The sequence below is a fragment of the Amycolatopsis benzoatilytica AK 16/65 genome, assembly GCF_000383915.1.
GTDB classification, from domain to species: Bacteria; Actinomycetota; Actinomycetes; order Mycobacteriales; family Pseudonocardiaceae; genus Amycolatopsis; species Amycolatopsis benzoatilytica.
This window is the reverse complement of sequence record NZ_KB912942.1, coordinates 3,673,661-3,698,738: the sequence shown is the minus strand read 5'-3', so window position 1 is coordinate 3,698,738 and position 25,078 is coordinate 3,673,661. Positions and strand designations below refer to the sequence as shown.

Here is a 25,078-nt window from a genome sequence, read left to right as displayed (position 1 = left end):
GTCCGCGCGTCACCTGACCGGGTGGCGCGCTCGCGAGGGCACGAGAAAGGACCTGTTCATGACCGTTCACCACTGGGGACCCGCCGGGAGGGCGCGCAGGCGCCTGACCGCGGCGGTGGTCGCCGCGGCTGCCGCGCTGTTCGTGGCAACCGCGCCGAGCGCAGCAGCTGCACCTGCCGCAGCCGCCGCGCCCGGGGCGGCCGGCTCGTCGAACACCTCGGCCGAGACGCCGGACAACCACCAGATGGGCGCGTCCATCCGGGCGCATCAGCCCGCCGCGCCGGCCGCCGCTCCGGCGTCGGTGCTGACTACCACGTCCGGCATCGACGTGAGCAGCTACCAGGGCAACGTCGACTGGCAGAACTACTGGAACCAGGGCAAGCGGTTCGCCTACGTGAAGGCGACCGAGGGAACCGGCTACACGAACCCGAACTTCACCCAGCAGTACAACGGTTCCTACAACGTCGGCATGATCCGCGGCTCGTACCACTACGGCCGTCCGGACCTCTCCGGCGGCGCGGCACAGGCCGACTACTTCGTCGCGCACGGCGGCGGCTGGTCGAAGGACGGCAAGACGCTGCCCGGCACGCTCGACATCGAATGGGGGCCGAACTCCGCCTGCTACGGGCTCAGCCAGTCCGCGATGGTGTCGTGGATCAAGGCGTTCAGCGACGAGTACCACGCCAAGACGTCGCGGTGGCCGGTGATCTACACCGCCAACAGCTGGTGGACCCAGTGCACCGGCAACCTGGGCGACTTCAGCTCGACGAACCCGCTGTGGGTCGCGAACTACTCGTCGTCGCCGGGCACGCTGCCCTACCACTGGGGCTTCTACACGTTCTGGCAGTACACGTCCACGCCGCTCGACCAGGACTACTTCAGCGCCGGTCTCGACCGGCTGAAGGTGCTGGCCACCGGCTGAACCCGGGCCCGTGCGGGAGCCCAGCCGGACCGGGCTCCCGCACGGGGCCGTGCCGAGGAGAGGACCGCCAGCCCGGCCAGGGCGCACAGCGGCGCGGCGGCGCGAGGAGTTTCGCGGGTCGTGGAATCGCGTCCGTTCGCCGGGCACAGCTGGGTCGAGCCGGGCCGGTGCCGTCCCGGTGCCTGAAAGTCCTTTGTGGACGGCAAGGTTCAGGCGGGTTCGGCCGCGCGCAGCCGGAGCATCGGGTACAGCTCCTGAGTGACCTGCCGCGCGGCGATCACGACCAGCGGCGCGACCCGCTCCAGCGCGGTGTGCGCATCGCCGACCAGCGAGATCGCCGCCTCCGGCCCTTCCGGGCCGCGGATGGCGGCGGCGACGCAGGAGATGTCCGAGAAACATTCGCCGCGCTCGAAGGCGAGTCCGTTGCGGTCGCGGATGCGGCCGAGTTCGCGGTGCAGCGTCGCCAGATCGCAGATCGTCCGGCTGGTCTGGCGGCCGAGCACGGGCATGATCCGGTCCTCGACCTGTTCGGCGGGCAGCCACGCGAGCATCGCCTTGCCGAGCGCGGTGCACTGCGCGGGCGCGCGGCCGCCCACGCGCGACGGGACGGTCGCGGCGAAGCGGCCGCCGACCTTGTCCAGATACCGGACGTCGGAGCCGTCGAGGATCGCCAGGTGAGCGACCATCCCGGTGCGAAGCTGCAATTCGTGCAGGACGGCCGCGGTCGCTTCGCGCAGTTCGAGGTGGTTGCCGCCGGTGCCGCCGAGGTTCAGCGCCCGGGCGCCGAGCGCGTATCCGAACGCCGAGTGCGACAGCCACTCCAGCCGCACCAGTTGGTCGAGGATGCGGTGCGCGGTCGAGCGGGGGAGTCGGGTCGTGCGCGCGACCTGTTCGAGGGTGAGCCGGGTGCTCGGCGTGTCGAAGGCGTCCAGGATCAGCGTCATCCGCTCGACCATCGACGGCGGCAGGCCGCGGACCGGTGCGTCGTCCGTGCTCAGCGGGCCCGTTCCGATCGCGGCAACCGTCATGCTGTGCTCCTCGCGGACGAAATGAAATCATTTCTAGTTTGACGGTAACACGGCGGTCGCGAGCAGCGTCAACACGCGGCGGGTCACGACTGCGGCACAGCTCCCGATCAGCGGGAGAAGCAGCTCGTGCCGGGGTGGGCGGCCGGTAGGCACGGCGGTGTGGACATCGGCCTCGCGAGCCCCGTGGTGACCCGGCTGCCGGGAGACCCGAACGCCTGGGAGGACACCGCGGAGCGCCGCGCCGGACCGCGGTCATCCCGTTCACCGGCAGCGGCGGCGCCCGGTGGGAGGATCGTGGGCGAGAATGGCCTGATCACGAGGGGAGGAGCCGCGGTGCCGAGAGTCGCCGAGAACCGGGCACCTGCCACGCCGAGTTCGCCCGCCCAGCAGGAGCGCTACCGGCGGATCCTGCGCGCGGCCGCGGACCACGGAGCCGAGCACGGCCTCGACCGGATCCAGATGCTCGACGTCGCCCGCGACGCCGGCGTCGCCATCGCCACGCTCTACCGGTACTTTCCGTCCAAGACAATCCTGTTCACCGCGCTGCTGCGCAGCCAGATCGAGCAGCTGGACAGGATGAGCGTCCCGGTCGAGCCCGGCCAGGAACCGGCCGAGGCGGTCGCGCGGGTGCTGGTGGACGCGGCGCGGCGGCTGCTGGAACGGCCGCGGCTGGCGCAGGCGATGCTGCAGTCGAACAACGCGACGGTTGCCGGGGAGTCGCCGAACATGGCCGCGGCGGTCGAGTTCGCGGAGCTGATCCTGCGCGTCGCCGGGGTCGCCGACGCCAGCGACCACGACCGCCGGCTGGTCCGGCTGATCGAGCAGACCTGGTACGGCGTGCTGACCTCGCAGCTGAACGGGCACATCACCGCCGCGGAGGCGGAGGCGGACACGGTGCTGGCGTGCCGGTTGCTGCTGGCTGAGCTGGGCCGCCCCGCGCGGTGACCAGTTCCTCCCGGTGACCAGTTCCTCCCGGTGACCGGGATGAGCCCGCCACGCCGAGCGGAGTCCTCGTAGCGTCGGGGCCGATCCCGAACCCCGCCTCAGGAGGCCCGCATGCCGCGCACCGTCGTAGTAACCGGAGCGAGTTCGGGGATCGGGGCGGCGCTCAGCGGCCTCCTCGCCGAGCGCGGCGACCAGGTCCTCGGCGTCGACCTGGCGGGCAGCGATCTCGACGCGGACCTCTCGACCCCGCAAGGCCGGACCGCCGCCGCGGAGGAGATCGGCAAGCGCGCCGGGCACCTCGACGCGGTGATCACCTGCGCCGGGACGGCGAACCCGGGCGAAGCGATGATCGCGGTGAACTACTTCGGCAGCACCGTTCTCGTCGAAGCCCTGCAGCCGCTGCTCGCGAAGTCCCAGGCGCCGCGCGTCGTGCTGGTCGGCTCGATCTCCGGCACTCAGCCCGCCGATGCCGCGGTGGTCGACGCTTGCCTGCGCGGCGACGAGCAAGCCGCGCTGGCCGCCGCCCGCGAGGCGATCGCGGACAACCGGGCGCACCAGCTTTACCCGTCCTCGAAGTCCGCGATCGCGCAATGGGCGCGCCGAACGTCCGTTGCCGAGGGCTGGGCCGACGCGGGAATCGCGGTCAACGTGGTCGCTCCCGCCGTGGTCTTGACGCCGATGACAGCCGGACTCTTCGCCGACCCGAGAATGAAAGCCGTGATGGACAAGGCCGTCCCGATGCCGCTGCACGGCTACGCGGCCGCCGAAGACGTCGCGCGGGTCCTGGCCTATTTCGCCGACGCCGAGACGACGCACATCACCGGCCAGGTCGTCTACGTCGACGGCGGCGCCGAGGCGACCCTCCGCCCGGCGGCGCACTACTGATGACGACCTGCGCCGGACTTCCGGGCGTGCCGCTGTCGCCCGTCCCGGACGAAGACGGCATCGACGCTGCCGTCACGGCGGCCCGCCGGGTGGTCAACGCGCTTCTGCACGCGGGTGCGGACAGCGCCGCGCCGATGACGGCCATCGCTCGCGACCTCGACCGGATCGCCAGCCAGCTCGAAGCGCACGCTCCGGACCGGCAGGAACGATTCGCCGCGATGTGGGGCCGGAGGCCGCGGCATGACCCGGTGACCGGTCCGGAAAACGCACTCGCGCCGCCGCTGCGCCTGCACGGCCTGGCGGACGGCTCGGTGACCGGCACGGTGACGCTCGGCCTGCCGTATCAGGGACCGCCAGGCTGCGTGCACGGCGGGATTTCCGCGCTGTTGCTGGATCACGCGCTCGGCGTGGCCAACAGCTGGGGCCCCGGGCCGGACGGGATGACCGGCACCCTCAGCGTCCGCTACCACCGGACGACCCCGCTGTTCGAGGAGCTGACGGTGCGCGCGCGGCAGCAGTCCAGCGAGGGCCGTCGAATCCACACGACCGGCGAAATCCTCGCCGGCGGTCAGGTTTGCGTGTCCGCAGCCGGGATTTTCGTCGCCAAACGCGCGGCGCGACCGGTTGCGCAGGACGAAGGAGGCCGATGAACACGCCCGCGGGCCGGGTGGCATTGGTGACTGGCGCCGGACAGAGCGTCGGCCACGGAATCGCGCTGGCGTTGGCGGGGGCGGCTGAACAAGCCTTGCGCTCGCTGCCGCGCACCGCCGCCGCGGGGCTGCTGTCGTCGCTGGCGGCGCGGCTCGAGGAGGCGGCTCCGTGGGCAGGTCGTGAGTGCTGGTCGCGGCTCTGACTGTCATCGGCGCTCGCGACACCCGGCCCGGTTTCCCGGTCACCGAGATCGCCGGAGCGGCCCGGCCCCTCCGCTTCCTACCGTGACAAGGTGACTTCCACGAGCCGGTCCGAGAACCCGCCCGACCCGCTGGCCCCCGCCCGGCTCGGGCCGGTGCAGTTGCGCAACCGTGTTGTCAAGGCGGCGACCTACGAGGGACTCAGTCATCACGGCCGGGTCACCCAGGATCTGGTCGATTTCCACGTCGGCTACGCGAAGGGCGGCGTCGGGATGACGACGGTCGCCTATTGCGCGGTGGCCAAGGAAGGCCGCACCGACCGGCATCAGATCTACTGGTCCGACGAAGCCCTGCCCGGGCTGCGCGCGCTCACCGACGCGGTGCACGCCGAGGGCGCGGCGATCTCGGCGCAGATCGGGCACGGCGGGCCGGTCGCGAACCCGAAGGGCAACGGGCTGCCCGCGCTCGCGCCGAGCCGGTATTTCCACAAGGCGACGCTCGGCTTCGCCCGGGAAATCGATCACGCCGGCATCGAACGCGTCATACGCGCCCATGCCGCCGCGGCGGTGCGCGCCGTCGAATGCGGGTTCGACGCGATCGAGGTCCACTTAGGACATAACTACCTGATCAGCTCGTTCCTGAGCCCGAAACTCAACCACCGCGACGATCACTACGGCGGCTCGCCGGAGAACCGCGCCCGGCTCGCGCGCGACACGATGCGCGCGGTGCGTGCCGCGGTCGGCGACCGGATCGCGGTGATCGTGAAAATGAACATGGACGACGGCGTACCCGGCGGCTTCTGGCTCGACGAGGCGATCCCGGTGACCCAGTGGCTCGAAGCCGACGGCACCTGCGACGCGCTCGAGATGACCGCCGGCTCGTCCTTGCTGAACCCGATGTACCTGTTCAAGGGCGACGCGCCAGTGCGCGAGTTCGCGGCGGTGATGCCGCAGCCGCTGAGGCTGGGCGTGCAGGCGATGGGAAAGCGGTTCATTCGCGAATACCCTTACCGGGACGCGTTCCTGCTCGAAGACGCGCGGCAGATCCGGGCCGCGGTGAACCTGCCGATGGTGCTGCTCGGCGGGATCACCGATCGCGCTTCGATGGACCTGGCGATGCGGGAAGGCTTCCAGTACGTCGCGATGGGCCGGGCGCTGCTGCGCGAGCCGGACCTGGTGAACCGGATCGCGGCCGAGCCGGGGACGCCGTCGCTGTGCATCCACTGCAACAAATGCATGCCGACGAACTTCACCGGGACTCGGTGTGTGCTGGTGGACCGCGCTACCACCAGGAGCGCGGATTGGGGCCAGCCCGCGGGGTACGTGGGCTGAGCTTGGGCGTGGTGAGTGTTGATCCCCGGTTCTCGCCGGAATCAGCACTCACGAGGCCCGTTGCGGGTGGGTTCGCACACGCCGTCGGCTGTCCTCGGCAGCGGGCGAGCCGAAACGGCGGCGGGGGTCGATGTCGTTCGGCACCACCGGGTCCCCGCGCGCCTCCACGCGGCGGCTGGCCTCCCCGCCCATCCCCAGCGCGCCCCGGGTGGCGACGCTGACTCGGCGGATTGCTTCCTGTGGCATGGAAAACTCCTCGGAATCAACCTAGCATTTGTTTGGTAAGCTAAGCGCTCCCGGCGAGAAGGAGCAGCATGCCCGTCAGCTTCGACCTGTCCGGTCGCGTCGTCCTCGTCACCGGCGGAGCGCGCGGAGTCGGCGACGGCATCGTGGCGACGTTCCTCGAAGCGGGGGCCAAGGTTGAGATCTGCGGACGCACGGAGCCCGGGAAACTGCGCGAGGCGGACGGTCGCGCGGCGCGGTTCACGCAGGTCGACGTCCGGGAGCCGGAGCAGGTCCAGCAGTGGCTGGAGGCGATCGGCGAGCGGCACGGGCGGCTGGACGTGGTGGTCAACAACGCCGGCGGCGCGCCGTTCGCGCCGTTCGCCGAGGCCTCGCCGCGGTTTCATCGCAAGATCAACGACCTCAACTTCCTGGCCGCGGCGTACGTGCTTCACTCCGCGTATCCGATTCTGCGCGAGACGCCCGGGGCATCGGCGGTGAACGTCACGTCGATCTCGGCGCGGCGGCCCAGTCCGGGGACCGCGGTGTACGGAGCGGCCAAGGCGGCGCTGGAAAGTCTCACCACCAGTCTGGCGGTGGAGTGGGCGCCGGAAGTCCGGGTCAACGCGGTCAGCTGCGGGTTGGTCGCGACGCCGGGTTCGGAGGACCACTACGGCGATCCGGCGCAGCGGGACGCGGTCGCCCGGACCATCCCGCGTGGACAGTTCGCTTCGCCGGCCGAGGTCGGCCAAGCCTGTCTGCTGCTCGCGTCGCCGCTCGCGAGCCACGTCAGCGGAGCGGTGCTCAATGTGGACGGAGGCGGCGAATGGCCCGCCTTCCTCCAGCACACTCCGAACGCCTGAGGGGGACTTTGCCCTGCTCATCGCCGTGACTGGGCAGGCAGGGGATGGCGATGGCGCTGGAGCGGCTCGCCTGAAGCCGCTCACGAGGTCAGCCGAGCTCCCGCTTCACGATCTTCCCGGCGGCGTTGCGCGGCAGTTCGGCGATGGCCACGAACTCCCGCGGCACCTTGAAGTTCGCCAGCCGCTCCCGGCAATAGTCGTGCAGCGCGGGGGAATCCAGCTCGACCCCCTCCCGCAGCGTCACGTAGGCGCGGCCGACCGAGCCCATCCGTTCGTCGTCCACGCCGATCACCGCGGCCTCCACGACGTCCGGGTGCGTGCTCAGCACGTTTTCCACCTCGGCCGGGTACACGTTGAAGCCGCCCACGGTGAACATGTCCTTGAGCCGTCCGGTGATCTTGACGCAGCCGTGCTCGTCCAACTGCCCGACGTCGCCGGTGTGCAGCCAGCCGCCGGCGTCGATCGCCACCGAGGTCGCCTCGGGGTCGTCGAAGTACCCGAGCATCACGAACTCGCCCCGGATGAGGATCTCGCCGTCGGCGTCCGTCGGCACGTCCTTGCCCTCGCCGTCGACGGTCCGGATTTCCAAGCCGGGCACGGCGGGGCCGGTGGTGTGCGCGACGTGCGCGGGGTCCTCGTGCGGACGGGACTGGGTGGCGACAACGCATTCGGTGAGTCCATACGCCTGGGCGACCTGCTCGAAGCCGAGGACGTTCAGCATGTCGGCGAACAGGTTCTCCGGCACCGAAGCCGCACCGGCGATCGCGAAGCGCAGCGAGGACAGGTCGAATTCGGTGCGTCGCGGATGGTTGATCAACGTGGTGAAGATCGTCGGCGCGCCGGGCAGGACGGTGATGCGTTCCCGCTGGATCAGGTCCATCAGGTCGACCGGGTCGAAAGTGATCACCGGGTAGATCGTCGTGCCCGCGGTCAGGGCGGCGACCACGCCGGCCTTGTAGCCGAAGGAGTGGAAGAACGGGTTGACGATCGCGTACCGGTCGGCCGGGCTCAGCGACGCGCCCTTCGCCCACACCTCCGCCACGCCGATAGTCTGCCGGTGCGTGCTCATCACGCCCTTGGGGACGCCGGTGGTGCCGGAGGTGTACAGAATGTCGGCGACGGTGTCCGGGGCCACGGCTGCCTCCGCGTCGGAAACCTCGCCGGCGCCAGCGAGGAATTCCTGCCACGGCGTCGCGACGCCGTCCTCGCCGATGTCGACCACAGTGTGCAGCCGGGGGAGTCCGGGCACCGCGCCGGGACCGCCGGTTCGGGCGGCGGCCGCGGTGAGCATTCCGAGGTAGTCGCTGCCGAGAAACCCGTTGCACAGCACCAGTACCGAAGCGCCGGACCGGGCAAGCACCACCCGGGCCTCCTCGCCGCGGTACCGGGTGTTGATCGGCACCAGCGCCGCGCCGAGGCACTGTGCGCCCAGAAAAGAGAGAATGAACTCGACCCGGTTCGGCGCCCACACCGCGACCCGGTCCCCTGGGCGCACGCCGGTCGCGGACAGCGCACGGGCGACTGTGCGTGCCTGGTCCCGCAGCTCGGTCCAGCTCAGTCGGGTAGTACCGTCGACCACCGCGGGAGCCGAGCCGAACCGGCGCGCGGCTTCGTCCAGCAGCGCGGGCATCGTTCGAGGTGCGGACACGCGAGCCTCCTTACTGAACAAGTGCTTGTTCGGTAGAATAGGGGAAAGCAGCGGGCAGGAAGGGATCCATGCGATGACTCCGCGAACGGGCCGGGCGACAACGGCGAAGCACGGCGGCACCCGGCGGGGCGAGCTGCTCGGCATCGCCGCGCAGCTGTTCGCGACCCGGGGCTACTCGCAGACCACCGTCCGCGACATCGCCGACGAGGCGGGCATTCTGTCCGGCAGCCTGTACCACCATTTCGCGTCCAAAGAGGACATGCTGCGGGAGATCCTCAAGGAGTTCATGGACGACCTGCTGGCCGCGTTCGCCGCGATCGCGGCCACGGACGGCACGCCGCGCGAGCGGTTCGACGCGCTGGTGCACACCTCGTTCGCGACCATTCACGAGCGGCCATTCGCGGTGGCGCTGTACCAGAACGAATCGGCTGTCGTGGGCAGCCTCGCGGACTTCGAGTTCGTCGGGAAGACGTCGCTGAAGATCGAGAAGCTGTGGCTCGGCGTGCTGCAGTCCGGCCGGGAGACCGGCGAGTTCCGCGGCGACCTGGAGACGAGCCTGGTCTACCGGTTCATCCGCGACACCGTCTGGTCCTCGGTGCGCTGGTACAACCCGCGCGGCAAGCTGCGCCACGACGTGGTGGCGCAGCAGTACCTTTCGATGCTGTACGGCGGCTTGCTCGCCGGCTGACCGGTTCAGGAACGCACCTCCCGGTCGCGGGCGTTCTTCGGGTCCAGCACAGTGCGGATCAGCTCCAGCTCGCGCTCGTCCGGCAGCCGGGACTCGACCGCCGCGCTGAAGTCGAGGTCGAAGCCGGTGTTCTCCCGGACGTCGTCCTCGCTCACGCCGGGGTGCAGCGAACGCACCTTCAACCGGCCGTCCTCGGCGTAGTCCAGCACCGCCAGGTCGGTCACCACCACGCCGAGGTCGTGAAACCGCAGCGAGCTCGACGCGTGCGCGCGGGCCCGGTCGTAGCCGACGCCGGACACCACGTCGACCTTGTCCACGAACACCCGGCTCGAATGCTTGCTCACCCAGTAGTCGGTGCGGTGGTTGACGGTGTTCCCCGGCGCGCCGCGCATCCCGATCAGCTGCCGCTTCGGCTTTCGCCAGTCGCCGATCAGCGAGATGTTCTGATTGCCGAACCGGTCGATCTGGCTCGCGCCCATCATCGAGTGCCGTCTTCCGGTGTTGAGGATGTCGAAGATCCGCGAGAACGGAGCCCACGACTCGACCGTGCCGCCCGCCGCGGCGGTCTTGCCCAGCGGCGGCGGGTCGGCCATGAAATGGCATTCGCCGTCCGACAGCACCAGTTCGGGCGAATGGGTGAGCCGCGCCAGCCGGGCACTGATCGACGGGACGGCGCCGACCGCGTGGGCCAGCACCTCGCCGGAGCCGCGCCACGCGTCGGAGCACGCGGCGATGCAGACCTCGGCGCGGGTTGCGGGGGCGCTCATGCGGACTCCTTCTCGGTCGCGCGGCGGAAGGCGCGGACCGCTTCGTGGTAGCTGCCTTCGTCGCCGGTCAGGAAAGTGTCGCGGAACTGCTGCCACGACTGCTCGTCCTGCGCGGACTGCGCGTAATGCCGCTGGAACGCCTCGTCGCGGCCGTAGTCCGGCTCGCACGAGGTGAAGTGCGCGCCGTGCGGGGCCTCGATCACCCCGTTCACGAACATGCGGCTGACCAGCAATGAGGTCGATCGTTCGGTGGCGGTCAGCTCCGCGGTCGGCACCACCTTCTCGACGCTCAGCAGCGTCTTGTCCGAGGCCATCGCGAACAGGTCGTCGAAGTACGGGTCCGGGCCGAGGAACTGGCCGTTGCCGAGTTCGTCGCTGCGGTTGAGGTGGATCAGCGAGATGTCCGGCCGCACCGCGGGGACCGCGACGTACACCTCGTCGTCGTAGGGAGAGGCGACCGTGCGCAGCTGCGGGTTCATCAGCATCACGTCGCTCTCCAGCCCGGCCCGGGTGGGCAGGAAGGACAGCCGGTTCGCACCCGCGCGCAGTGCGGCCACGAACATGCCCTCGTCGTATTCGGTCGCTTCGATCCGCCCGTTCTCCCGGGCGGCGCGGAAGTGCGGGTCGAGCGGGATGGTGTCCAGCGAGACGAACCCGTAGATCACCCGGCGCACCTTGCCCGCCGCGCACAGCAGCCCGACCTCTGGCCCGCCGAAGGTGACCAGCGTGAGGTCTTCGACGTCGCTGCGCAGCAGCTCGCGCACCATCGCCATCGGCTTGCGCCGCGAACCCCAGCCGCCGACGCCGACGGTCATCCCGGACCGGACGTGCTCGGTGACCTCTGCCAACTCCATGGACTTGCCGCCCATTCATTCCTCCCGCGATTCGGTGGCCAGCCGGGCCCGGTGCTCCCGCGCGTCGCCGAAGAGCTGGGCCAGCGCGTGTGCTCGTTTGAAGTACAGCTGGACGTCGTGCTCCCAGGTGATCGCGATCCCGCCGTGCAGCTGGACCGTTTCGGCGGCGACCGCGGTGAACGCGTCGCCGCACCAGGACTTCGCGTACGCGGCTTGCCGGGCGGGATCGTCGCCGTTGCTCGCCGCGAACCCGGCCGCCCAGGAGATCGAGCGAGCGGTTTCGACCTGGACGAGCAGGTCGGCGACCCGGTGCTTCAACGCCTGGAACGAACCGAGCGGACGGCCGAACTGCTCGCGTTCTTTGAGGTGCGCGACCGTTCGGTCCAAACACGACTGCGCGCCGCCGACTTGCAGCGCGGTGCAGGCGATGGCGGCGATGGCGTGCAGCCGGGGCAACGCCGGGCCGAAGTCGGCGGCGAGAAGCCGGGCGGGAGTGGCGCGGAACTCTGCCCGCGCGAACCGGAGCGTCGGGTCCAGCGCGGGTGTCGTTTCGGCGATGGTCTCGGTTTGGAACAACGCGGGACTGCCGTCGAGCATCGCGATCACGAGGAGGTGCGCCGCTTGCGCACCGTCCAGGATCAGGGTCGCGGCGCCGTCGAGCACCCAGCCGTCCGCCTGCGACGCAACGACCTCGGACCCGTCTGTGCGGTGCCGGCCAGACCGGTCCGCCCAAGCCAGCGCCACGACCTCGCCAGCCGCGATCCCCGGCAGCAGCTCCGGCGCGTCAGCGGCCAGCAACGCTTGAGCGGCAAGGACTCCTGACCCGAGCAGCGGCGTCGGGGTCAGGCTCTCGCCAAGCGCCTCCAGCACGACTTGCGTTTCGAACAGGCTGAACCCGGCTCCGCCGTACTCCTCGGGTATCGACAGGGCGGCGACGCCGATCTGTTCGCACAACGCGGTCCACAGCTCGGTGTCGTACCCGGCGGGGGAGTCGATCGCGCCGCGCAGGCCCAGGACCGCGGCACGACGCTTGACTAGGCCGCGGACGGCGGCTGCGAGTTCTCGCTGCTCGTCGGACAACGCGAAGTGCATCAGCGGTCCCTCATCAGGCTCTCCAGCACCCGCGCCCGGTGCACGGCCGGGGTGCCCCAGCAGCCCACGAGCGCGCGGACTCGCAACAGCCACTGGCTCAGGTCGCATTCGAGCGTGTAGCCGATCGCGCCGTGCAGCTGCAGGCCGGTGCGGGCGGCGAGCTGGGCGGCATCGGACGCGGAGACCTTCGCCGCCGAGACGGCGCGCGGGCTCGGTTCGCGCGCGGCGCCGAGCAGGAGCGGCCGCGCGAAATCGAGCGCGACCCGGACGTCCGCGGCGGCGTGCTTGAGCGCCTGGTACTCGCCGATCACCCGGCCGAACTGCTTGCGCTGCCCCAAATACGCCACCGTGTCGGCCAGCATCCGCTCGCCGCAGCCGAGCAGCACCGCGGCGCAGGCCAGGCTGGCGAGGTCGAGTGCGCGGTCTCGCGCTGCGGGCGAGAGCGGTTGCCCAGCCGGGCCGGCGGTCACCTCGAACAGATGCCGCGAGGGATCGACCGACGTCAGCTTGCGGCCGATTTCCGCCCGGGACAAGGAATCTCCGACCACGAAGACGTCCGTCGCGACATCGGCGTCCAGCGCGTACGGTGCGGCTGGCGCGGCCGCGAAGGTGACTACCGCGTCCCCGGACGCAAGCGACGCCAGCAGCGCGGGGTCGGACACCAGCGCGGGAGCGGCCGCGATCGACTCGATGACCGGGCCGGGCACCCCGTGGTAGCCGAGCCGCTCGAACGCCACGATCAGATCGACCGGGGACCCGCCGACGCCGCCGTGCTCCTCGGGCACGCCGAGCGCGGTGACGCCGAGTTCGGCGAGCTGCTTCCACAGCAGCAGCCCGGGTTCGGACCGCCCGGCCGCCCAGGACCGGTTCACGCCGGGCACGCCTGCCGAGCCGAGCAGCGCGTCCAGCGCCTCGGCGAACGCTCGCTGTTCGGCGGACAGCCGGAACTTCATGCTCAGCCCTTCCCGCGTTCGCCGCGCGGGAGGCCGAGCAGCCGTTCCGCGACGATGTTGCGCTGGATTTCGTTGGTGCCGGCGTAGATCGGGCCGCCGAGAGCGAACAGGTAATCGTCGCTCCAGCGTCCGGCCAGCTCTTGCCCGGCGCCGAGCAGGTCGAGCGCGGTCTCCTGGATGCCGAGGTCGAGCCCGGTCCAGAACAGCTTGTTCACGCTGCCCGCCGCGCCGACGTCGCCGCCGTTGCGCACGTGCTCGACGGTGTCCCAGGTGTAGAGCCGGTAGGCCTCGGCCTTGATCCACGCGTCGGCCACCCGGTCCCGCAGCTGCGGCGCCTCGGCGCCACGCTCCGCCCAGAGGCCGAGCAGCCGGTCGGCCGCGGCGAGGAACCGGCCCGGCGAGCGCAGCGACAGGCCGCGTTCGTTTCCGGCCGTGCTCATCGCGACGCGCCAGCCGTCGCCCACGCCGCCGAGCACGTCCTGGTCCGGGACGAAGACGTCGTCGAAGAAGATTTCGGCGAAGCCGCAGTCGCCGTCCAGCTGGGCGATCGGCCGGACGGTGACGCCGTCGGAACCGAGCGGGAACAGGAAGTAGGTCAGCCCGCGATGCCGTTCCGCCTCCGGGTCGGATCGGAACAACCCGAAACCCCAGTCCGCGAACGGCGCGCGGGAACTCCAGATCTTCTGTCCGTTGAGGACCCAGCCGCCGCGCTCGTCGTCGCGCGCCGCGGTGCTGCGGATGCCGGCGAGATCGCTGCCCGCCTCCGGTTCGGACCAGGCTTGCGCCCAGATCCGGGTGCCGTTCGCGGTCGGCGGCAGATGGCGGCGGCGCTGGTCGTCGGTGCCGTGCTCGAAGATGATCGGGGCCAGCAGCGAAATGCCGTTCTGCGCGATCCGGGTCGGCGCGCCGCTGAGGTAGTACTCCTCCTCGAACAGCACCCACTCGGTCAGCGAGGCGTCGCGCCCGCCGTATTCGACCGGCCAGGTCACCACGGACCACCGGCCCTCGGCGAGTTCCGCTTCCCACTCGCGGTGCGCGCGGGCGCCGTCCGCGGTGTCCATCGACGGCAGGGGGCCAGGGCGGTGCTCTTTCAGCCAGGCCCGCGCCTCCGCGCGGAACGCGTCCTCCTCGGCGGTGAACTCCGGGATCACGACTCGCCCGCGGCTTCTTTGTTGGCCTTCGCCATCGATCGCGCGTCCAGACCGGCCAGCGAATCGGCGTCCAGCTCGGCGTTGTGCGCGTGCGCGGCGTGGTGCAGGCCGAACACCGAGTCCATTCCGGACCGCATGCCCATCAGGTCCTCGGCCTGGTTGACGGCTTTCTTGGTCAGCGCGAGGCCCAGCTGCGGCATCTGCGCGATCCGCCCGGCGATCGCGAACGTCGCCTCTTCGAGCTCGGCGCGCGGTACGACGTGGTTGACCATGCCGAGCGCGTGTGCGCGGTCCGCGCCGAACCGGTCGCCGGTGAAGAGGAATTCCCTGGCCGCCCGAGGGTTCATCACCCACGGGTGCGCGAAGTACTCGACACCCGGAATGCCCATCCGCACCACCGGGTCGGAGAAGAACGCGTCGTCCGAGGCGACGATGAAATCGCAGGACCAAGCCAGCATCAGCCCGCCCGCGATGCACGCGCCCTGCACCATCGCGATCATCGGCTTCGGGATCTCCCGCCACCGCCGGCACATCCCGAGGTAGACCTCGGACTCGCGGGCGAACCGCGCATCGACGCCGGCCCGGTCGGTGTGGTCCCACCAGAGGACCGCTTTGCGCTCGAAGGTCTGGTCGACGTCCCGGCCCGGCGTGCCGATGTCGTGTCCGGCGCAGAAATGCTTCCCGTTGCCCGCCAGCACGATCGCCTTGACCGCCGGGTCGTTGACCGCCTGCGCGAAGGCCGCGTCGAGCGCGTAGGTCATCTTCGAGTTCTGGGCGTTGCGGTAGTGCGGCCGGTTCAGCGTGACGACCGCGACCGGACCGCGCACCTCGTACGTCACGACCGGTTCGTCCGTGCTGTCTCCGCTCACCGTGCCTCCTCGCTCTCGGTTCGGCGGCGATGCTACCAAACAAGTGCTTGGTTTGGTAGCGTGACGGAGCCGGGTATCGCCGAACCAGGAGGACGGGTGGATCTTCGTCGCACCTCCGAGGACGAGCAGTTCCGCGCCGAGGTGCGGGCTTGGCTGCGCGACCACCTCACCGGCGAGTTCGCCGCGCTGCGCGGGCTCGGCGGATCGGGCCGGGAGCACGAGGCGCCGCAGGAGCGGCAGGCGTGGAACCAGCACCTGGCCGCGCACGGCTGGACCTGCCTCGGCTGGCCGGTCGAATACGGCGGCCGCGGGCTGAGCCTGCTGCAGCAGGTGATCTTCCACGAGGAGTACGCGCGGGCGGACGCTCCGGCGCGGGTCAATCACCTCGGCGAGGAACTGCTCGGCCCGACCCTGATCGCTCACGGCACGCACGAGCAGCGGAAGCGCTTCCTGCCGGGGATCGTGGGTGTCACCGAGCTGTGGTGCCAGGGCTACTCGGAACCCGGGGCCGGCTCGGACCTGGCCAGCGTGCGCACGCGCGGACGGGTGAGCGAAGGCGAGTGGGTGATCGACGGGCAGAAGATCTGGACGTCGCTGGCCCAGCACGCGCAATGGTGTTTCGCCGTGGTGCGCACCGAACCCGGTTCGCGACGGCACGCCGGTCTGTCGTACCTGCTGATCCCGATGGACCAGCCGGGCGTCGAGGTGCGGCCGATCCGGCAGCTGACCGGCACCAGCGAGTTCAACGAGGTCTTCTTCGACGGTGCGCGCACCGAGGAATCGCTGGTCGTGGGCGCCCCCGGGGACGGCTGGCGGATCGCGATGGCCACTCTCGGCTTCGAACGCGGGGTGTCGACGATCGGCCAGCAGGTCGGGTTCGCGCGGGAACTGGCCGGCGTTGTCGCCACCGCGAAAGCCAACGGCCGCTACGACGACCCGGTGCTGCGGGACCGGCTGGCCCAGGCGGAAGTCGGCCTGGAAGTGCTGCGGGTGCACGCGTTGCGGACGCTGAGCGCGTACGAGGCGGGCTCGCAGGGGCCGGAAGCCTCGGTCTCCAAACTGCTGTGGGCGCGGTGGCACCGCGAGCTGGGCGAGCTGGCGATGCAGGTGCGCGGGCCCAGCGCGCTGACCGTCGGCAGCCCTTACCGCCTGGACGCCCAGCAGACGCTTTTCCTCTTCAGCCGTGCCGACACGATCTACGGCGGGTCGGACGAGATCCAGCGCACCATCATCGCCGAGCGGGTGCTCGGCCTGCCGAAGGAGCCGCGACCGTGAGCGTCAAATCGGAACAGCCCGCCCCCGAGTACGTGCCGGGGCACGGGCTGCTCGCCGATCGGGTGGTCGTCGTGACCGCTGCGGCGGGCGCGGGCATCGGTGCGGCGGCCGCCCGGCGCTGCCTGGAGGAGGGTGCGAAGGCGGTCGTCATCGGCGATACGCACGAACGACGGCTGGCATCGTCAGCTGCGTCGTTGCGCGAGGAGTTCGGCGAGACCCGAGTCGTGTCAGTGGCCTGCGACGTCACCGAAGAAGACCAGATCGCGGCATTGCTGGACGCGGCCGAGCCGTTCGGCGGGGTCGAGGTCATGGTGAACAACGCCGGTCTCGGCGGCACCGCGTCGATCACCGAGATGACCGACGAGCAATGGTCGCTGGTACTGGACGTGACCCTGACCGGCACGTTCCGCTGCATCCGCGCGGCCTCGCGGCGGATGATCGCGCGCGGCACGAAAGGCGTGATCGTCAACAACGCTTCGGTGATCGGCTGGCGGGCACAGGAAGGCCAGGCGCACTACGCCGCTGCCAAGGCGGGCGTGATGGCGCTGACCCGTTCAGCGGCGATGGACCTGGCTCCGGCCGGGATCCGGGTCAACGCGGTGTCGCCGAGTCTCGCGATGCATCCGTTCCTGGAGAAGGTGACCACCGCCTCGCTGCTCACCGAGTTGAAGGGCCGCGAAGCGTTCGGCCGCGCCGCCGAGCCGTGGGAGGTCGCCAACGTGATGGTGTTCCTCGCCAGCGCTTATTCGTCTTATCTCACCGGAGAAGTCGTCTCGGTGAGCAGCCAGCATCCGTGACTTTCGCAGGAGGATTCCGTGCCTGAGGCATATGTGGTCGACGCGGTCCGCACCCCGGTCGGCCGGCGCGGCGGCGCGCTGGCCGGCGTGCATTCGGCCGACCTGGGCGCGCACGCGATCAACGCGCTCGTCCAGCGGACCGGCATCGACCCGGGGGCGGTCGACGACGTCGTGTTCGGCTGTTGCGACACCATCGGCTCGCAGGCCGGAGACATCGCGCGGACGGCGTGGCTGGTCGCCGGCTACCCCGACCACGTGCCGGGCGTGACCGTCGACCGGCAGTGCGGGTCGAGCCAGCAGGCCGTGCATTTCGCCGCGCAGGGCGTGCTGTCCGGGACCGCGGACCTGGTGGTCGCCGGGGGAGTGCAGAACATGTCCGCGATCCCGATCTCGGCCGCGATGACCGTCGGGCAGCAGTTCGGATTCAGCACGCCGTTCGCGGAATCGCCCGGCTGGCGCGCGCGGTACGGCGGTCAGGAGGTGTCGCAGTTCCGTTCGGCGCGGATGATCGCCGAGAACTGGGGCCTGTCGCGGGAATCGCTGGAGGAGTTCGCCTTCCGGAGCCACCAGCGCGCGTTGGCCGCGATCGACGCCGGGTTCTTCGCTCGCGAGATCGCCCCGGTCGGCTCGTTGTCGGTGGACGAGGGGCCCCGACGGGACACGAGCCTGGAGAAGATGGCCGGGCTGAAGCCGCTGGAGGAGGGCAGCCCGATCACCGCGGCGGTGGCGTCGCAGATCAGCGACGGCGCCGGCGCGATGCTGATCGCGTCGGAACAGGCAGTCCGCACGCACGGGCTGACGCCGAGGGCAAGGGTGCACCACCTGAGCGTGTGCGGCGCGGACCCGGTGTGGATGCTCACCGCGCCGATCCCGGCGACCCGGCGGGCGCTGGAGAAGGCCAGGATGACCGTCGAAGAGATCGACCTGTTCGAGTGCAACGAGGCGTTCGCGCCGGTGGTGCTGGCGTGGATGAAGGAACTCGGCGTGCCGCACGAAAAGGTCAACGTGAACGGCGGCGGCATCGCGCTGGGCCACCCGATCGGCGCGACCGGCGTGCGGCTGATGACGACTCTCCTGCACGAACTCGAGCGAACCGGCGGCCGCTACGGGCTGCAGGTGATGTGCGAGGGCGGGGGACAGGCGAACGTGACGATCCTGGAGCGGCTGTGAGGCAGGTCCGTGCACGCTTGCCGATTCCGTGAAGGGGTCCTTGGGGGAGTTGGGTTCGGTGAGGGGCTCCTTGAGGGACTTGGGTTCGGTGAGGGGGCCTTTCACGGACTTGGGTTCGGTGAGGGGCCCCTTGAGGGACTTGGGTGCCGTGAGGGACCCCTTGAGGGACTTTGGTTCGGTGAGGGGCCCCTTCACGGACTTGGGTGCCGTGAGGGACCCCTTAAGGGACTTGGGTTCCGTGAAGGGGCCTTTCACGGACTTGGGTTCTGTGACGGGCCCTCCGCGAACCCGGTCGGCAGGGCCGCGGCGCGCGAGGCTGAACTACATCGCGGCCAAGAACCGCAGCCGCTCCGCCGCTTCGTCGACAACCCGCCGCACCAATTCCTCACAGCTGGGCAGATCTTCGATGGCCCCCACCACCTGGCCGGCGGCCAGCATCCCCGCCGACGTATCGCCTTCCACCAATCCCGCCTTCAGCAGCATCGGCGTATTGGCCGCCAGCACCGTCTGCCCCCAAGACCGATCGCTGCCCCGCTTCATCCGCACCCCCTCCGCCGCCAGGCCCGGCCACGACTGCCCGCTGAGCCTCTTGAAATCGAGCGTCCGCCGGACCGTCCGAGCCAGTCGCCCCGCGACGCCTTCCCTCGCCAGTCCTTCGATGAACGGCGTCCGCAGCAGCCGATGCGGCATCCCGTCCGCTTTGGTCGTGACGACCGTCCCGTCCAGTCCGAACCCGAGGTAAGTCTGCTTGACCGCGTCCGGCACGGCACTGTCGCTGGTCAGCAGAAACCGGGTCCCCATCCCGATTCCCGCCGCGCCGTAGGCGAGCGCCGCGGCCAGCCCGCGCCCGTCGAAGAACCCGCCGGCCGCGACGACCGGTATGTCCACCGCGTCCAGCACCGAGGGCAGCAACAGCGTTGTCGCGACCGATCCGGTGTGCCCGCCGCCCTCTCCGCCTTGCACCATCACCAGATCCGCGCCCCACGCCGCGACCTTCTCCGCGTGCCGCGCCGCGCCGACGGTCGGCATCACCACCAGCCCGTGGTCTTTCAACCGGGCGATCAGGTCCTTCTTCGGGGCCAGCGCGAACGACGCCACTGCGACCCCGTGCTTGATCAGCAGATCGGCGCGTTCGGCGGCGTCGCCGGCGTCCGCGCGCAGGTTGACGCCGAACGGTTTGTCCGTGCGCTGCTTGACTTCCTGGATGGCCTCGTCGAGTTCGGCGTAGGTCATCGTCGCCGAAGCGAGGATGCCGAGTGCGCCGGCGTTCGCGGTCGCGGACACCAGCCGGGGGCCGGCCACCCAGCCCATCCCGGTCTGCACGATCGGGTGGGCGACGCCGGTCAGTTCGGTGAGCGGGGTGCGCAGAGACAAGGTTCTCCTCGGGTCAGTCGCCGACGAACGCGTCGCGGTGCTCGTCGGCCGCGCCGGTGAGGTTGAGTTCGAAGGTGTAGCCCTGCTCGTACCGGTAACTGCGGTTGACGTCGATCGGGTCGATGCCGTTCAGCGCGGCCTTCGCCGCCCGGATCACCCGCGGGTCCTTCGCCGCTACCTCGGCGGCGACCGCGAGCGCCGCGTCCAGCAACTTGGCCGGGGGCACCGTTTCCAGTACCGAACCGTGCTGGACCAGGTCTTTCGCCGAGATGGTCCGGCTGGTGAAGTACAGGGTGCGCATCAGGTGCTGCGGCACCAGCCGGGCGAGGTGGGTGGCCGCGCCGAGCGCGCCGCGGTCCACCTCGGGGACGCCGAAGTACGCCTCGTCGTCGGCGACGATCGTGTCGCAGTTGCCGACCAGCCCGACTCCGCCGCCCAGGCAGAACCCGTTCACCGCGGCGATCACCGGCACGGCGCATTCGTAAATGGCTTTGAACGCAAGGAAACAGCCGCGGTTCGCGCCGACCAGCGCGTCGAACCCGGTGGTGCGCTGCATTTCCTTGATGTCGACGCCGGCGTTGAAGCCGCGGCCCTCGGCGCGGAGCAGGACGACTCGCACCGCCGGGTCCGAGCCGGCGGCCTGCACCGTTTCGGCGAGACGGAACCATCCCTCGACCGGCAAGGCGTTCACCGGCGGGTAGTTCATGGTGACGACGAAAGTGCCGTTGTCGCGAAGCTGCGTGGAAATCGTCACGTGCGTTCCTAACCTAGCGATTGCTTGGTAGCCTAACACTTGCTTGGTTTCCGGGGAACCTCCGCCGGACCGGGAGCAGAACGGAGGCAAGGTGAGCGGGATCTTGGAAGGCCGGGTCGCGATCGTGACCGGAGCCGGCCGCGGACTGGGCCGGGAGCACGCGCTGGAACTCGCCCGCCAGGGCGCGCGGGTCGTGGTGAACGACCTCGGCACGTCGGGCGCGGGCGAAGGGATGTCCGGCGGTCCGGCCGGCGAGGTGGTCGGTGCGATCCGCGAGCTCGGCGGGGAGGCGGTGGCCAACGGCGCCGACGTCGCGGACTTCGCCGCGGCCGAAGCGCTGGTGCGGCAAGCGATCGACGAGTTCGGCGGGCTGGACATCGTGGTCAACAACGCCGGGTTCGTGCGCGACCGGATGATCGTGACCACCAGCGAACAGGAATGGGACGCGGTCGTCGCGGTCCACCTCAAGGGTCACTTCGCCTTGATGCACCACGCCGGCGGCTATTGGCGCGCGGAGGCGAAGGCGGGGCGCACCCGGGCCGCGCGGATCGTCAACACCAGTTCCGGGGCCGGTCTGCAAGGCAGCGTCGGACAGGGCAGCTACAGCGCCGCCAAGGCCGGCATCGCCGCACTGACGCTGGTCGGGGCCGCCGAACTCGGCCGCTACGGCGTCACCGTGAACGCGCTCGCCCCGTCCGCGCGCACGCGGATGACCGAAGGGCCGTTCGCGGACCGGATGGCCGCGCCGGAAACCGGGTTCGACGTCATGCACCCGGGAAACGTGTCGCCGATCGTCGCCTGGCTGGCGAGCGAGGACTCCGCGGAGGTGACCGGCCGTGTCATCGAGGTCGAAGGCGGCCGGATCTGCGTCGAAAACGGCTGGAGCCACGGTCCTTCCCGCGAACTCGACCGGCGTTGGGCCGCTGAAGAGGTCGGCCCGGCGGTCCGCGAGCTGCTGAAGGAAGCGCCCGCGCCCGAACCGGTCTACGGAGCGCAGTGAGCGCCGGGGACGGGAAGAGCGAGGGCTTCGGCGAGCGCACCGTGGCCAACGCCGGCCGGGACCCGATCCCCTGCGCGCTCGCCGACGGTGCCCGGCCGGACGAACTCGACGTAGGGTTCAAGGAGCGCCTGTTGGTGCCGCCGTCGTTCGCGCTGACGCTCGGCACCGCTTTCGACGTCACCACCGCGGCAGTCTGCGAGGTCGTCGCCGAATGGGATTGCTGCGTCGTCACCTGGTCGCGCTTGCGTCCGGCTGCCGGCGGACGCCGCCTCGACCAGCCCGTCGGTCTTCCCGAGCGAAACTCCGCGGCTCGAAAGCTCTCCGGACAGCGCGACGCGGATCGGGTCCGACCGCGGCTCAGCCCTCGACGGAGCGAAGGTTCGGCTCCGGCCACTGCGGGAGGCTGCTGATGACCGGCCGGGACGACGTTGTCGCGCGGCTGACCGCCGCGGGCGCGGAATTCGAGATCAGCCGGGAACCCGTGCGCGGCCGGCCGATGAACGTCTTCGCCCGGCGGCACCGGTCGCTGACCGAGCTGCTGGAAGCGTCCCGGAGGTTTGGCGACCGGGAGTACCTGGTCACCGCGGACAGCCGGCTCACTTTCGCCCAGCATTACGACCGGGTCACCGCACTCGCCGCCGCGCTGCGGGAGGAATACGGCGTCGGGCCTGGGGACCGGGTCGCGCTGTGCGCGGCGAACTGCCCGGAGTGGATAGTCGCCTTCTGGGCGACCGTGTCGTTGGGGGCGATCGCGGTCGGCATGAACTCGATGTGGGCGGCACCGGAGATCTCGCACGGCCTGGCCTTGACCGGCCCGAAGCTGACTCTGGTCGATGCCGGCCGAAAGCCGCTGGTGGAGGCGAAGACGCTCGAATTCGGCAGCCCCGAGTACCAAGACCTGCTCGATCGCCACCGCGGCGCCGCCCTGACCCCGGCCCGGGCCGACGAGGACGATCCGGCCGTCGTCCTGTTCACCAGCGGCACCAGCGGCCGGCCGAAGGGCGCGACTCACTCGCACCGCAATCTGATCGCCGCCGTCTGGTTCCACCTGTTCAACGACGCGCTCGCGGCCGGCCTGGGTTTCCCGCACCGCGACCGCCGGTTCCTGCTCGCGACGCCGTTGTTCCACATCGCCGCGCTGCACAACCTGGCCGTGGTCCGGCTGGCCGTCGGCGATACCGCCGTGCTGCACCTGGGCAAATTCGACCTGGCGCGAGTCCTCGACCTGGTGCAGACGGAGCAAATCACGAACTGGGGCGCTGTCCCGACGATGCTGTCGCGTCTGGTCGAAGCCGATCTGGACGGCTACGACCTCAGCTCGCTCAAGACCGTGTCGGTGAGCAGCGCACCGTCGACCGCTGAGCTGAAGGACAGCCTCCGGAAGGCTCTCCCGGGCGCGGGCGCCTCGCTGACCACCAACTACGGCCTGACCGAATCGACTACCGCCGCCACTCTCGCGACCCCAGCGGACGTCATCGCCGACCCGGACACCGCTGGCCGCCCGGTGCCGAACATGGAAGTGGAGATCCGTGATCCGGGCGGCCGTCCGGTCCCGGAAGGCGTCGACGGCGAAATCCACCTGCGTGGCCCGCAAGTGATGCTCGGTTACTACAACGACCCCGCCGCGACCGCCGCCGCGTTCACCGCCGACGGCTGGTTCCGGACTGGCGACCTGGGCCGATTCCAGGACGGCGCGCTGACGGTGCTGAGCCGGCGAAGCGACCTGATCCTGCGCGGGGCGGAGAACATCTATCCCGCTGAGGTGGAGGAACAGCTGCTGACGCACCCGGACGTCGTCGAGTGTCTGGTGGCGGGCTTGCCCGACGCGGACTACGGCCAGGCAGTCGCGGCGACCGTGGTGGTACGGCCGGGTTCCGGCGTGGACGCTCAGGCGTTGCGGGAGTACCTCGGGGGCCGGTTGGCGCGGTACAAAGTGCCGACGCTGTGGTTCTTGACCCGGGACCCGTTGCCGCGCAACGCGACCGGCAAGGTGGTCCGGCGATTGGTGCGATGGGAGTAGGGCCGCCTCACCGCGCGGCCGGATCTCCCGCCGCGCTGTCCCGTCCTGCGGGCAAACCCTGTGCGATCGCGTCGAAAACCTCTCGCAGCGTCGCTGGCACCGGCTTCTCCAGCGAATCGTCCAGGAACCGGTCGAGCACCGTGTTCATCGCGCTGATCGCGACGTTCGCGATCAGCTGCGGGTAGAGATCGCCCGGCGTCGCACCGATTCTCTCGGTCAGCGCGGCTACCAGGGCACTGGTGTCCACGCGAGCCAACGCGGTGCGCATCTCCGCGGTCGCGTTCCACGCGCGCACCGTGCTGGGCTGCGCCGACGGCGGTTGCCCGTACGGCGCGGCATCCGTGCGCAGCGGTTCTGCCAGCGCTTCGGCGAGCGCCGTCCACAATGGCTCGTCCGCCGGCCGGGCGCGGAGAAGGTCGGCGCTCAGCCGGATCCGGTGACCGTGCCGGTAGGCGACTGCGTCGTATTTCGTCGCGAAGTAGTTGCTGAAGGTGCGCAGCGATACCCCGGCGCGCTCCGCGATGTCTTCGCGGACGACGGTGTCCGGGCCGCGCTCGTACATCAGCGCGACCGCGGCGTCGCTCAGCGCCTTGCGCGTGTTGAGCTTCTTGCGTTCGCGCAAGCCGAGCGGGCGTTGGTCAGCCATGTCGCCCACGGTAGCCAACTTCGCGCGGCCGGGGGACGGTACTTTGCCCGGCCCGCGGACGGCGCCGGACAGAGGTGAATGTGTTTCAGATCCGGTGGGCGGGAGTGGCTCCGGTGCTCGCGAGGAACGCGGTCAGTTCCTCGGCGAGGCGCTCCGGCTGGTCCTCCGGGATCAGCGTGCCGCTGTCCGGAATCTCGACCAGCCGGCCGTCCGGGAACAGGTCGGCGAGCCGTCGTCCGTGGCCGGCGGGCATCATCCGGTCTTGCCCGGCCCAGACGACCAGTACCGGTCGTTCGAACGAACGCAGCCGTTCGGCCCAGCGGAGCAGTTCCCGCGCCGGTGGGGTGCCGGTGGCGAACTTGACCAGGTCTCGGCGGATTCCCTTGTCCCGCAAGGCCGGACGGAACCAGCCGTCGAGGACCTCGTCCGGGATCCGGGATTCGCACATGCCGCCGTATGCGGCGCGCGCGTGCCGATAGAAGGCGGTCCGGCTGGCTTGTGTGAGCAGCCATGGTCCGCCGGGGAGCCGCAGCAGGCGGACGACGGGACGCGCGGGTTTCGGCGGGAAGTTGTCGAAGGCTTCGCATGCGACGAGTGCCAGCCGGCCCACTCGCTCGACATGTTCGGCTGGCGCCATCCCGTCGGCGATCAGGAATTGCCCGCCGCCCCAGTCGTTGAGCACGACGGTGGCGTCTCGCAGATCGAGCGCGGCCAGGAACTCGCCGAGCAACCGGGCGACGCCGAACTGCGTGAGGTCGGCATCGGGGTGCATGGGGCTGTGGTGCGCGCCGAGCGGCAGCGTCGGCAGGAGGCATCGGTACCCATCGAGCAACGGGACTACTTTGCGCCATTGCGTGCCCGACATCGGAAAGCCGTGCCCGAACACCAGAACCGGACCGGAACCGCCGGTGTCGGCGTAGTCGATCGGCCCGGCGGACAGCTGCACGCGCGGCATCGGACCTCCTCGTCGGCC

At 70.6% G+C, this 25,078-nt stretch carries 27 protein-coding genes; 14 read left to right on the top strand and 13 right to left on the bottom strand.

The features are described 5' to 3' along the window. Positions 1–58 precede the first annotated feature (58 nt). Positions 59–922: a GH25 family lysozyme gene (locus tag AMYBE_RS0116865; RefSeq protein ID WP_084470047.1), complete on the top strand. Its 864-nt coding sequence runs from the start codon at positions 59–61 to the stop codon at positions 920–922. 209 nt (positions 923–1,131) lie between these two features. On the opposite strand, the gene AMYBE_RS41835 is transcribed toward AMYBE_RS0116865, so the two are convergent. Beyond that, the gene (locus AMYBE_RS41835) at positions 1,132–1,950 is read right to left on the bottom strand and encodes an IclR family transcriptional regulator (protein WP_020660562.1); all 819 of its coding nucleotides are present in this window, start codon (positions 1,948–1,950) and stop codon (positions 1,132–1,134) included. Between the two features lie 333 nt (positions 1,951–2,283). Here AMYBE_RS41835 and AMYBE_RS0116855 point away from each other — a divergent pair, with 333 nt between their 5' ends. The 5 genes from AMYBE_RS0116855 to AMYBE_RS0116835 all read left to right on the top strand — a co-directional run bounded on the left by AMYBE_RS0116855 (position 2,284) and on the right by AMYBE_RS0116835 (position 5,962). Next, the gene (locus AMYBE_RS0116855) at positions 2,284–2,895 is read left to right on the top strand and encodes a TetR/AcrR family transcriptional regulator (protein WP_020660561.1); all 612 of its coding nucleotides are present in this window, start codon (positions 2,284–2,286) and stop codon (positions 2,893–2,895) included. A 111-nt stretch (positions 2,896–3,006) separates the two neighbouring features. Beyond that, positions 3,007–3,780, top strand: coding sequence for an SDR family oxidoreductase (locus tag AMYBE_RS0116850; protein WP_020660560.1), 774 nt, complete (start codon positions 3,007–3,009; stop codon positions 3,778–3,780). Positions 3,781–3,806: 26 nt separating this feature from the next. Then, positions 3,807–4,430: a PaaI family thioesterase gene (locus AMYBE_RS0116845; RefSeq protein ID WP_245573209.1), complete on the top strand. Its 624-nt coding sequence runs from the start codon at positions 3,807–3,809 to the stop codon at positions 4,428–4,430. Next, entirely contained in the window at positions 4,427–4,633 is a 207-nt protein-coding gene (locus AMYBE_RS46170; RefSeq protein ID WP_020660558.1) for a hypothetical protein, read from the top strand. The genes AMYBE_RS0116845 and AMYBE_RS46170 overlap by 4 nt, the downstream gene beginning before the upstream one ends. Before the next feature lie 90 nt (positions 4,634–4,723). Continuing rightward, positions 4,724–5,962, top strand: a complete 1,239-nt coding sequence (locus AMYBE_RS0116835) for an NADH:flavin oxidoreductase (RefSeq protein ID WP_020660557.1) — start codon at positions 4,724–4,726, stop codon at positions 5,960–5,962. 48 nt (positions 5,963–6,010) lie between these two features. Here AMYBE_RS0116835 and AMYBE_RS44915 read toward each other — a convergent pair whose 3' ends face one another. Beyond that, positions 6,011–6,208 (bottom strand): hypothetical protein, encoded by a 198-nt coding sequence (locus AMYBE_RS44915; RefSeq protein ID WP_154676230.1) that lies wholly within the window; start codon positions 6,206–6,208, stop codon positions 6,011–6,013. Between the two features lie 68 nt (positions 6,209–6,276). Here AMYBE_RS44915 and AMYBE_RS0116830 point away from each other — a divergent pair, with 68 nt between their 5' ends. Continuing rightward, positions 6,277–7,047, top strand: coding sequence for an SDR family oxidoreductase (locus tag AMYBE_RS0116830; RefSeq protein ID WP_020660556.1), 771 nt, complete (start codon positions 6,277–6,279; stop codon positions 7,045–7,047). An 88-nt stretch (positions 7,048–7,135) separates the two neighbouring features. Here the strand turns inward: AMYBE_RS0116830 and AMYBE_RS0116825 are convergent, their stop codons facing one another. Continuing rightward, positions 7,136–8,677, bottom strand: coding sequence for an AMP-binding protein (locus AMYBE_RS0116825; RefSeq protein WP_020660555.1), 1,542 nt, complete (start codon positions 8,675–8,677; stop codon positions 7,136–7,138). Positions 8,678–8,768: 91 nt separating this feature from the next. On the opposite strand from AMYBE_RS0116825, the gene AMYBE_RS0116820 reads away from it, so the two are divergent. Beyond that, the gene (locus tag AMYBE_RS0116820; RefSeq protein ID WP_020660554.1) at positions 8,769–9,383 is read left to right on the top strand and encodes a TetR/AcrR family transcriptional regulator; all 615 of its coding nucleotides are present in this window, start codon (positions 8,769–8,771) and stop codon (positions 9,381–9,383) included. A 5-nt stretch (positions 9,384–9,388) separates the two neighbouring features. On the opposite strand, the gene AMYBE_RS0116815 is transcribed toward AMYBE_RS0116820, so the two are convergent. From AMYBE_RS0116815 to AMYBE_RS0116790, 6 genes are read right to left on the bottom strand one after another with little or no spacing between them, the layout of a single operon-like run. Next, the gene (locus AMYBE_RS0116815; protein ID WP_020660553.1) at positions 9,389–10,150 is read right to left on the bottom strand and encodes a CoA-transferase subunit beta; all 762 of its coding nucleotides are present in this window, start codon (positions 10,148–10,150) and stop codon (positions 9,389–9,391) included. Beyond that, positions 10,147–11,019 (bottom strand): CoA transferase subunit A, encoded by an 873-nt coding sequence (locus AMYBE_RS0116810; protein WP_020660552.1) that lies wholly within the window; start codon positions 11,017–11,019, stop codon positions 10,147–10,149. Before AMYBE_RS0116810 ends, AMYBE_RS0116815 begins: the two co-directional genes overlap by 4 nt. After that, positions 11,020–12,096, bottom strand: a complete 1,077-nt coding sequence (locus tag AMYBE_RS0116805; protein WP_020660551.1) for an acyl-CoA dehydrogenase family protein — start codon at positions 12,094–12,096, stop codon at positions 11,020–11,022. It lies immediately after the preceding gene. Further along, positions 12,096–13,049, bottom strand: coding sequence for an acyl-CoA dehydrogenase family protein (locus AMYBE_RS0116800; RefSeq protein WP_020660550.1), 954 nt, complete (start codon positions 13,047–13,049; stop codon positions 12,096–12,098). The genes AMYBE_RS0116805 and AMYBE_RS0116800 overlap by 1 nt, the downstream gene beginning before the upstream one ends. Before the next feature lie 2 nt (positions 13,050–13,051). Then, positions 13,052–14,200 carry an acyl-CoA dehydrogenase family protein gene (locus tag AMYBE_RS0116795; RefSeq protein WP_020660549.1) on the bottom strand — a complete coding sequence of 383 codons (1,149 nt, stop codon included), beginning with the start codon at positions 14,198–14,200 and terminating at the stop codon, positions 13,052–13,054. After that, a complete protein-coding gene (locus AMYBE_RS0116790) occupies positions 14,197–15,069 on the bottom strand; it encodes an enoyl-CoA hydratase (protein ID WP_020660548.1) in 873 nt (290 codons plus the stop codon). Before AMYBE_RS0116790 ends, AMYBE_RS0116795 begins: the two co-directional genes overlap by 4 nt. A 96-nt stretch (positions 15,070–15,165) precedes the next feature. On the opposite strand from AMYBE_RS0116790, the gene AMYBE_RS0116785 reads away from it, so the two are divergent. Genes AMYBE_RS0116785 through AMYBE_RS0116775 form a run of 3 tightly spaced genes read left to right on the top strand, consistent with a single transcriptional unit; the run spans position 15,166 to position 18,311 of the window. Next, complete coding sequence (locus AMYBE_RS0116785; protein WP_020660547.1) at positions 15,166–16,344, top strand: acyl-CoA dehydrogenase family protein; 1,179 nt, start codon at positions 15,166–15,168, stop codon at positions 16,342–16,344. Beyond that, positions 16,341–17,141, top strand: coding sequence for an SDR family oxidoreductase (locus AMYBE_RS0116780; RefSeq protein WP_020660546.1), 801 nt, complete (start codon positions 16,341–16,343; stop codon positions 17,139–17,141). The genes AMYBE_RS0116785 and AMYBE_RS0116780 overlap by 4 nt, the downstream gene beginning before the upstream one ends. Positions 17,142–17,159: 18 nt before the next feature. Next, the gene (locus AMYBE_RS0116775) at positions 17,160–18,311 is read left to right on the top strand and encodes an acetyl-CoA C-acetyltransferase (protein WP_027927731.1); all 1,152 of its coding nucleotides are present in this window, start codon (positions 17,160–17,162) and stop codon (positions 18,309–18,311) included. Positions 18,312–18,632: 321 nt separating this feature from the next. Here the strand turns inward: AMYBE_RS0116775 and AMYBE_RS0116770 are convergent, their stop codons facing one another. Beyond that, the gene (locus AMYBE_RS0116770; RefSeq protein WP_027927730.1) at positions 18,633–19,679 is read right to left on the bottom strand and encodes an NAD(P)H-dependent flavin oxidoreductase; all 1,047 of its coding nucleotides are present in this window, start codon (positions 19,677–19,679) and stop codon (positions 18,633–18,635) included. A 19-nt stretch (positions 19,680–19,698) separates the two neighbouring features. Then, positions 19,699–20,439, bottom strand: a complete 741-nt coding sequence (locus AMYBE_RS0116765; protein WP_020660543.1) for an enoyl-CoA hydratase family protein — start codon at positions 20,437–20,439, stop codon at positions 19,699–19,701. Positions 20,440–20,530: 91 nt separating this feature from the next. On the opposite strand from AMYBE_RS0116765, the gene AMYBE_RS0116760 reads away from it, so the two are divergent. From AMYBE_RS0116760 to AMYBE_RS0116750, 3 genes are read left to right on the top strand one after another with little or no spacing between them, the layout of a single operon-like run. Next, the gene (locus tag AMYBE_RS0116760) at positions 20,531–21,439 is read left to right on the top strand and encodes an SDR family oxidoreductase (protein WP_020660542.1); all 909 of its coding nucleotides are present in this window, start codon (positions 20,531–20,533) and stop codon (positions 21,437–21,439) included. After that, positions 21,436–21,849 carry a hypothetical protein gene (locus AMYBE_RS0116755; protein WP_020660541.1) on the top strand — a complete coding sequence of 138 codons (414 nt, stop codon included), beginning with the start codon at positions 21,436–21,438 and terminating at the stop codon, positions 21,847–21,849. The genes AMYBE_RS0116760 and AMYBE_RS0116755 overlap by 4 nt, the downstream gene beginning before the upstream one ends. Beyond that, entirely contained in the window at positions 21,849–23,459 is a 1,611-nt protein-coding gene (locus AMYBE_RS0116750) for a class I adenylate-forming enzyme family protein (RefSeq protein ID WP_020660540.1), read from the top strand. Before AMYBE_RS0116755 ends, AMYBE_RS0116750 begins: the two co-directional genes overlap by 1 nt. Positions 23,460–23,466: 7 nt before the next feature. Here AMYBE_RS0116750 and AMYBE_RS41830 read toward each other — a convergent pair whose 3' ends face one another. Together AMYBE_RS41830 and AMYBE_RS0116740 are read right to left on the bottom strand one after the other, a co-directional pair. Continuing rightward, the gene (locus AMYBE_RS41830; RefSeq protein WP_034287057.1) at positions 23,467–24,105 is read right to left on the bottom strand and encodes a TetR/AcrR family transcriptional regulator; all 639 of its coding nucleotides are present in this window, start codon (positions 24,103–24,105) and stop codon (positions 23,467–23,469) included. 85 nt (positions 24,106–24,190) lie between these two features. After that, positions 24,191–25,060, bottom strand: coding sequence for an alpha/beta fold hydrolase (locus AMYBE_RS0116740; RefSeq protein ID WP_020660538.1), 870 nt, complete (start codon positions 25,058–25,060; stop codon positions 24,191–24,193). Positions 25,061–25,078 lie beyond the last annotated feature (18 nt).

What these genes read in the sequence shown, in the direction of transcription:
- AMYBE_RS41835 (WP_020660562.1), bottom strand. Translation starts at nt 1,950, where the DNA reads ATGACGGTTGCCGCGATCGGAACGGGCCCGCTGAGCACGGACGACGCA.
- AMYBE_RS44915 (WP_154676230.1), bottom strand. Translation starts at nt 6,208, where the DNA reads ATGCCACAGGAAGCAATCCGCCGAGTCAGCGTCGCCACCCGGGGCGCG.
- AMYBE_RS0116740 (WP_020660538.1), bottom strand. Translation starts at nt 25,060, where the DNA reads ATGCCGCGCGTGCAGCTGTCCGCCGGGCCGATCGACTACGCCGACACC.
- AMYBE_RS0116815 (WP_020660553.1), bottom strand. Translation starts at nt 10,150, where the DNA reads ATGAGCGCCCCCGCAACCCGCGCCGAGGTCTGCATCGCCGCGTGCTCC.
- AMYBE_RS0116850 (WP_020660560.1), top strand. Translation starts at nt 3,007, where the DNA reads ATGCCGCGCACCGTCGTAGTAACCGGAGCGAGTTCGGGGATCGGGGCG.
- AMYBE_RS0116805 (WP_020660551.1), bottom strand. Translation starts at nt 12,096, where the DNA reads ATGCACTTCGCGTTGTCCGACGAGCAGCGAGAACTCGCAGCCGCCGTC.
- AMYBE_RS0116750 (WP_020660540.1), top strand. Translation starts at nt 21,849, where the DNA reads ATGACCGGCCGGGACGACGTTGTCGCGCGGCTGACCGCCGCGGGCGCG.
- AMYBE_RS0116865 (WP_084470047.1), top strand. Translation starts at nt 59, where the DNA reads ATGACCGTTCACCACTGGGGACCCGCCGGGAGGGCGCGCAGGCGCCTG.
- AMYBE_RS41830 (WP_034287057.1), bottom strand. Translation starts at nt 24,105, where the DNA reads ATGGCTGACCAACGCCCGCTCGGCTTGCGCGAACGCAAGAAGCTCAAC.
- AMYBE_RS0116820 (WP_020660554.1), top strand. Translation starts at nt 8,769, where the DNA reads ATGACTCCGCGAACGGGCCGGGCGACAACGGCGAAGCACGGCGGCACC.
- AMYBE_RS0116830 (WP_020660556.1), top strand. Translation starts at nt 6,277, where the DNA reads ATGCCCGTCAGCTTCGACCTGTCCGGTCGCGTCGTCCTCGTCACCGGC.
- AMYBE_RS0116825 (WP_020660555.1), bottom strand. Translation starts at nt 8,677, where the DNA reads ATGCCCGCGCTGCTGGACGAAGCCGCGCGCCGGTTCGGCTCGGCTCCC.
- AMYBE_RS0116810 (WP_020660552.1), bottom strand. Translation starts at nt 11,019, where the DNA reads ATGGGCGGCAAGTCCATGGAGTTGGCAGAGGTCACCGAGCACGTCCGG.
- AMYBE_RS46170 (WP_020660558.1), top strand. Translation starts at nt 4,427, where the DNA reads ATGAACACGCCCGCGGGCCGGGTGGCATTGGTGACTGGCGCCGGACAG.
- AMYBE_RS0116800 (WP_020660550.1), bottom strand. Translation starts at nt 13,049, where the DNA reads ATGAAGTTCCGGCTGTCCGCCGAACAGCGAGCGTTCGCCGAGGCGCTG.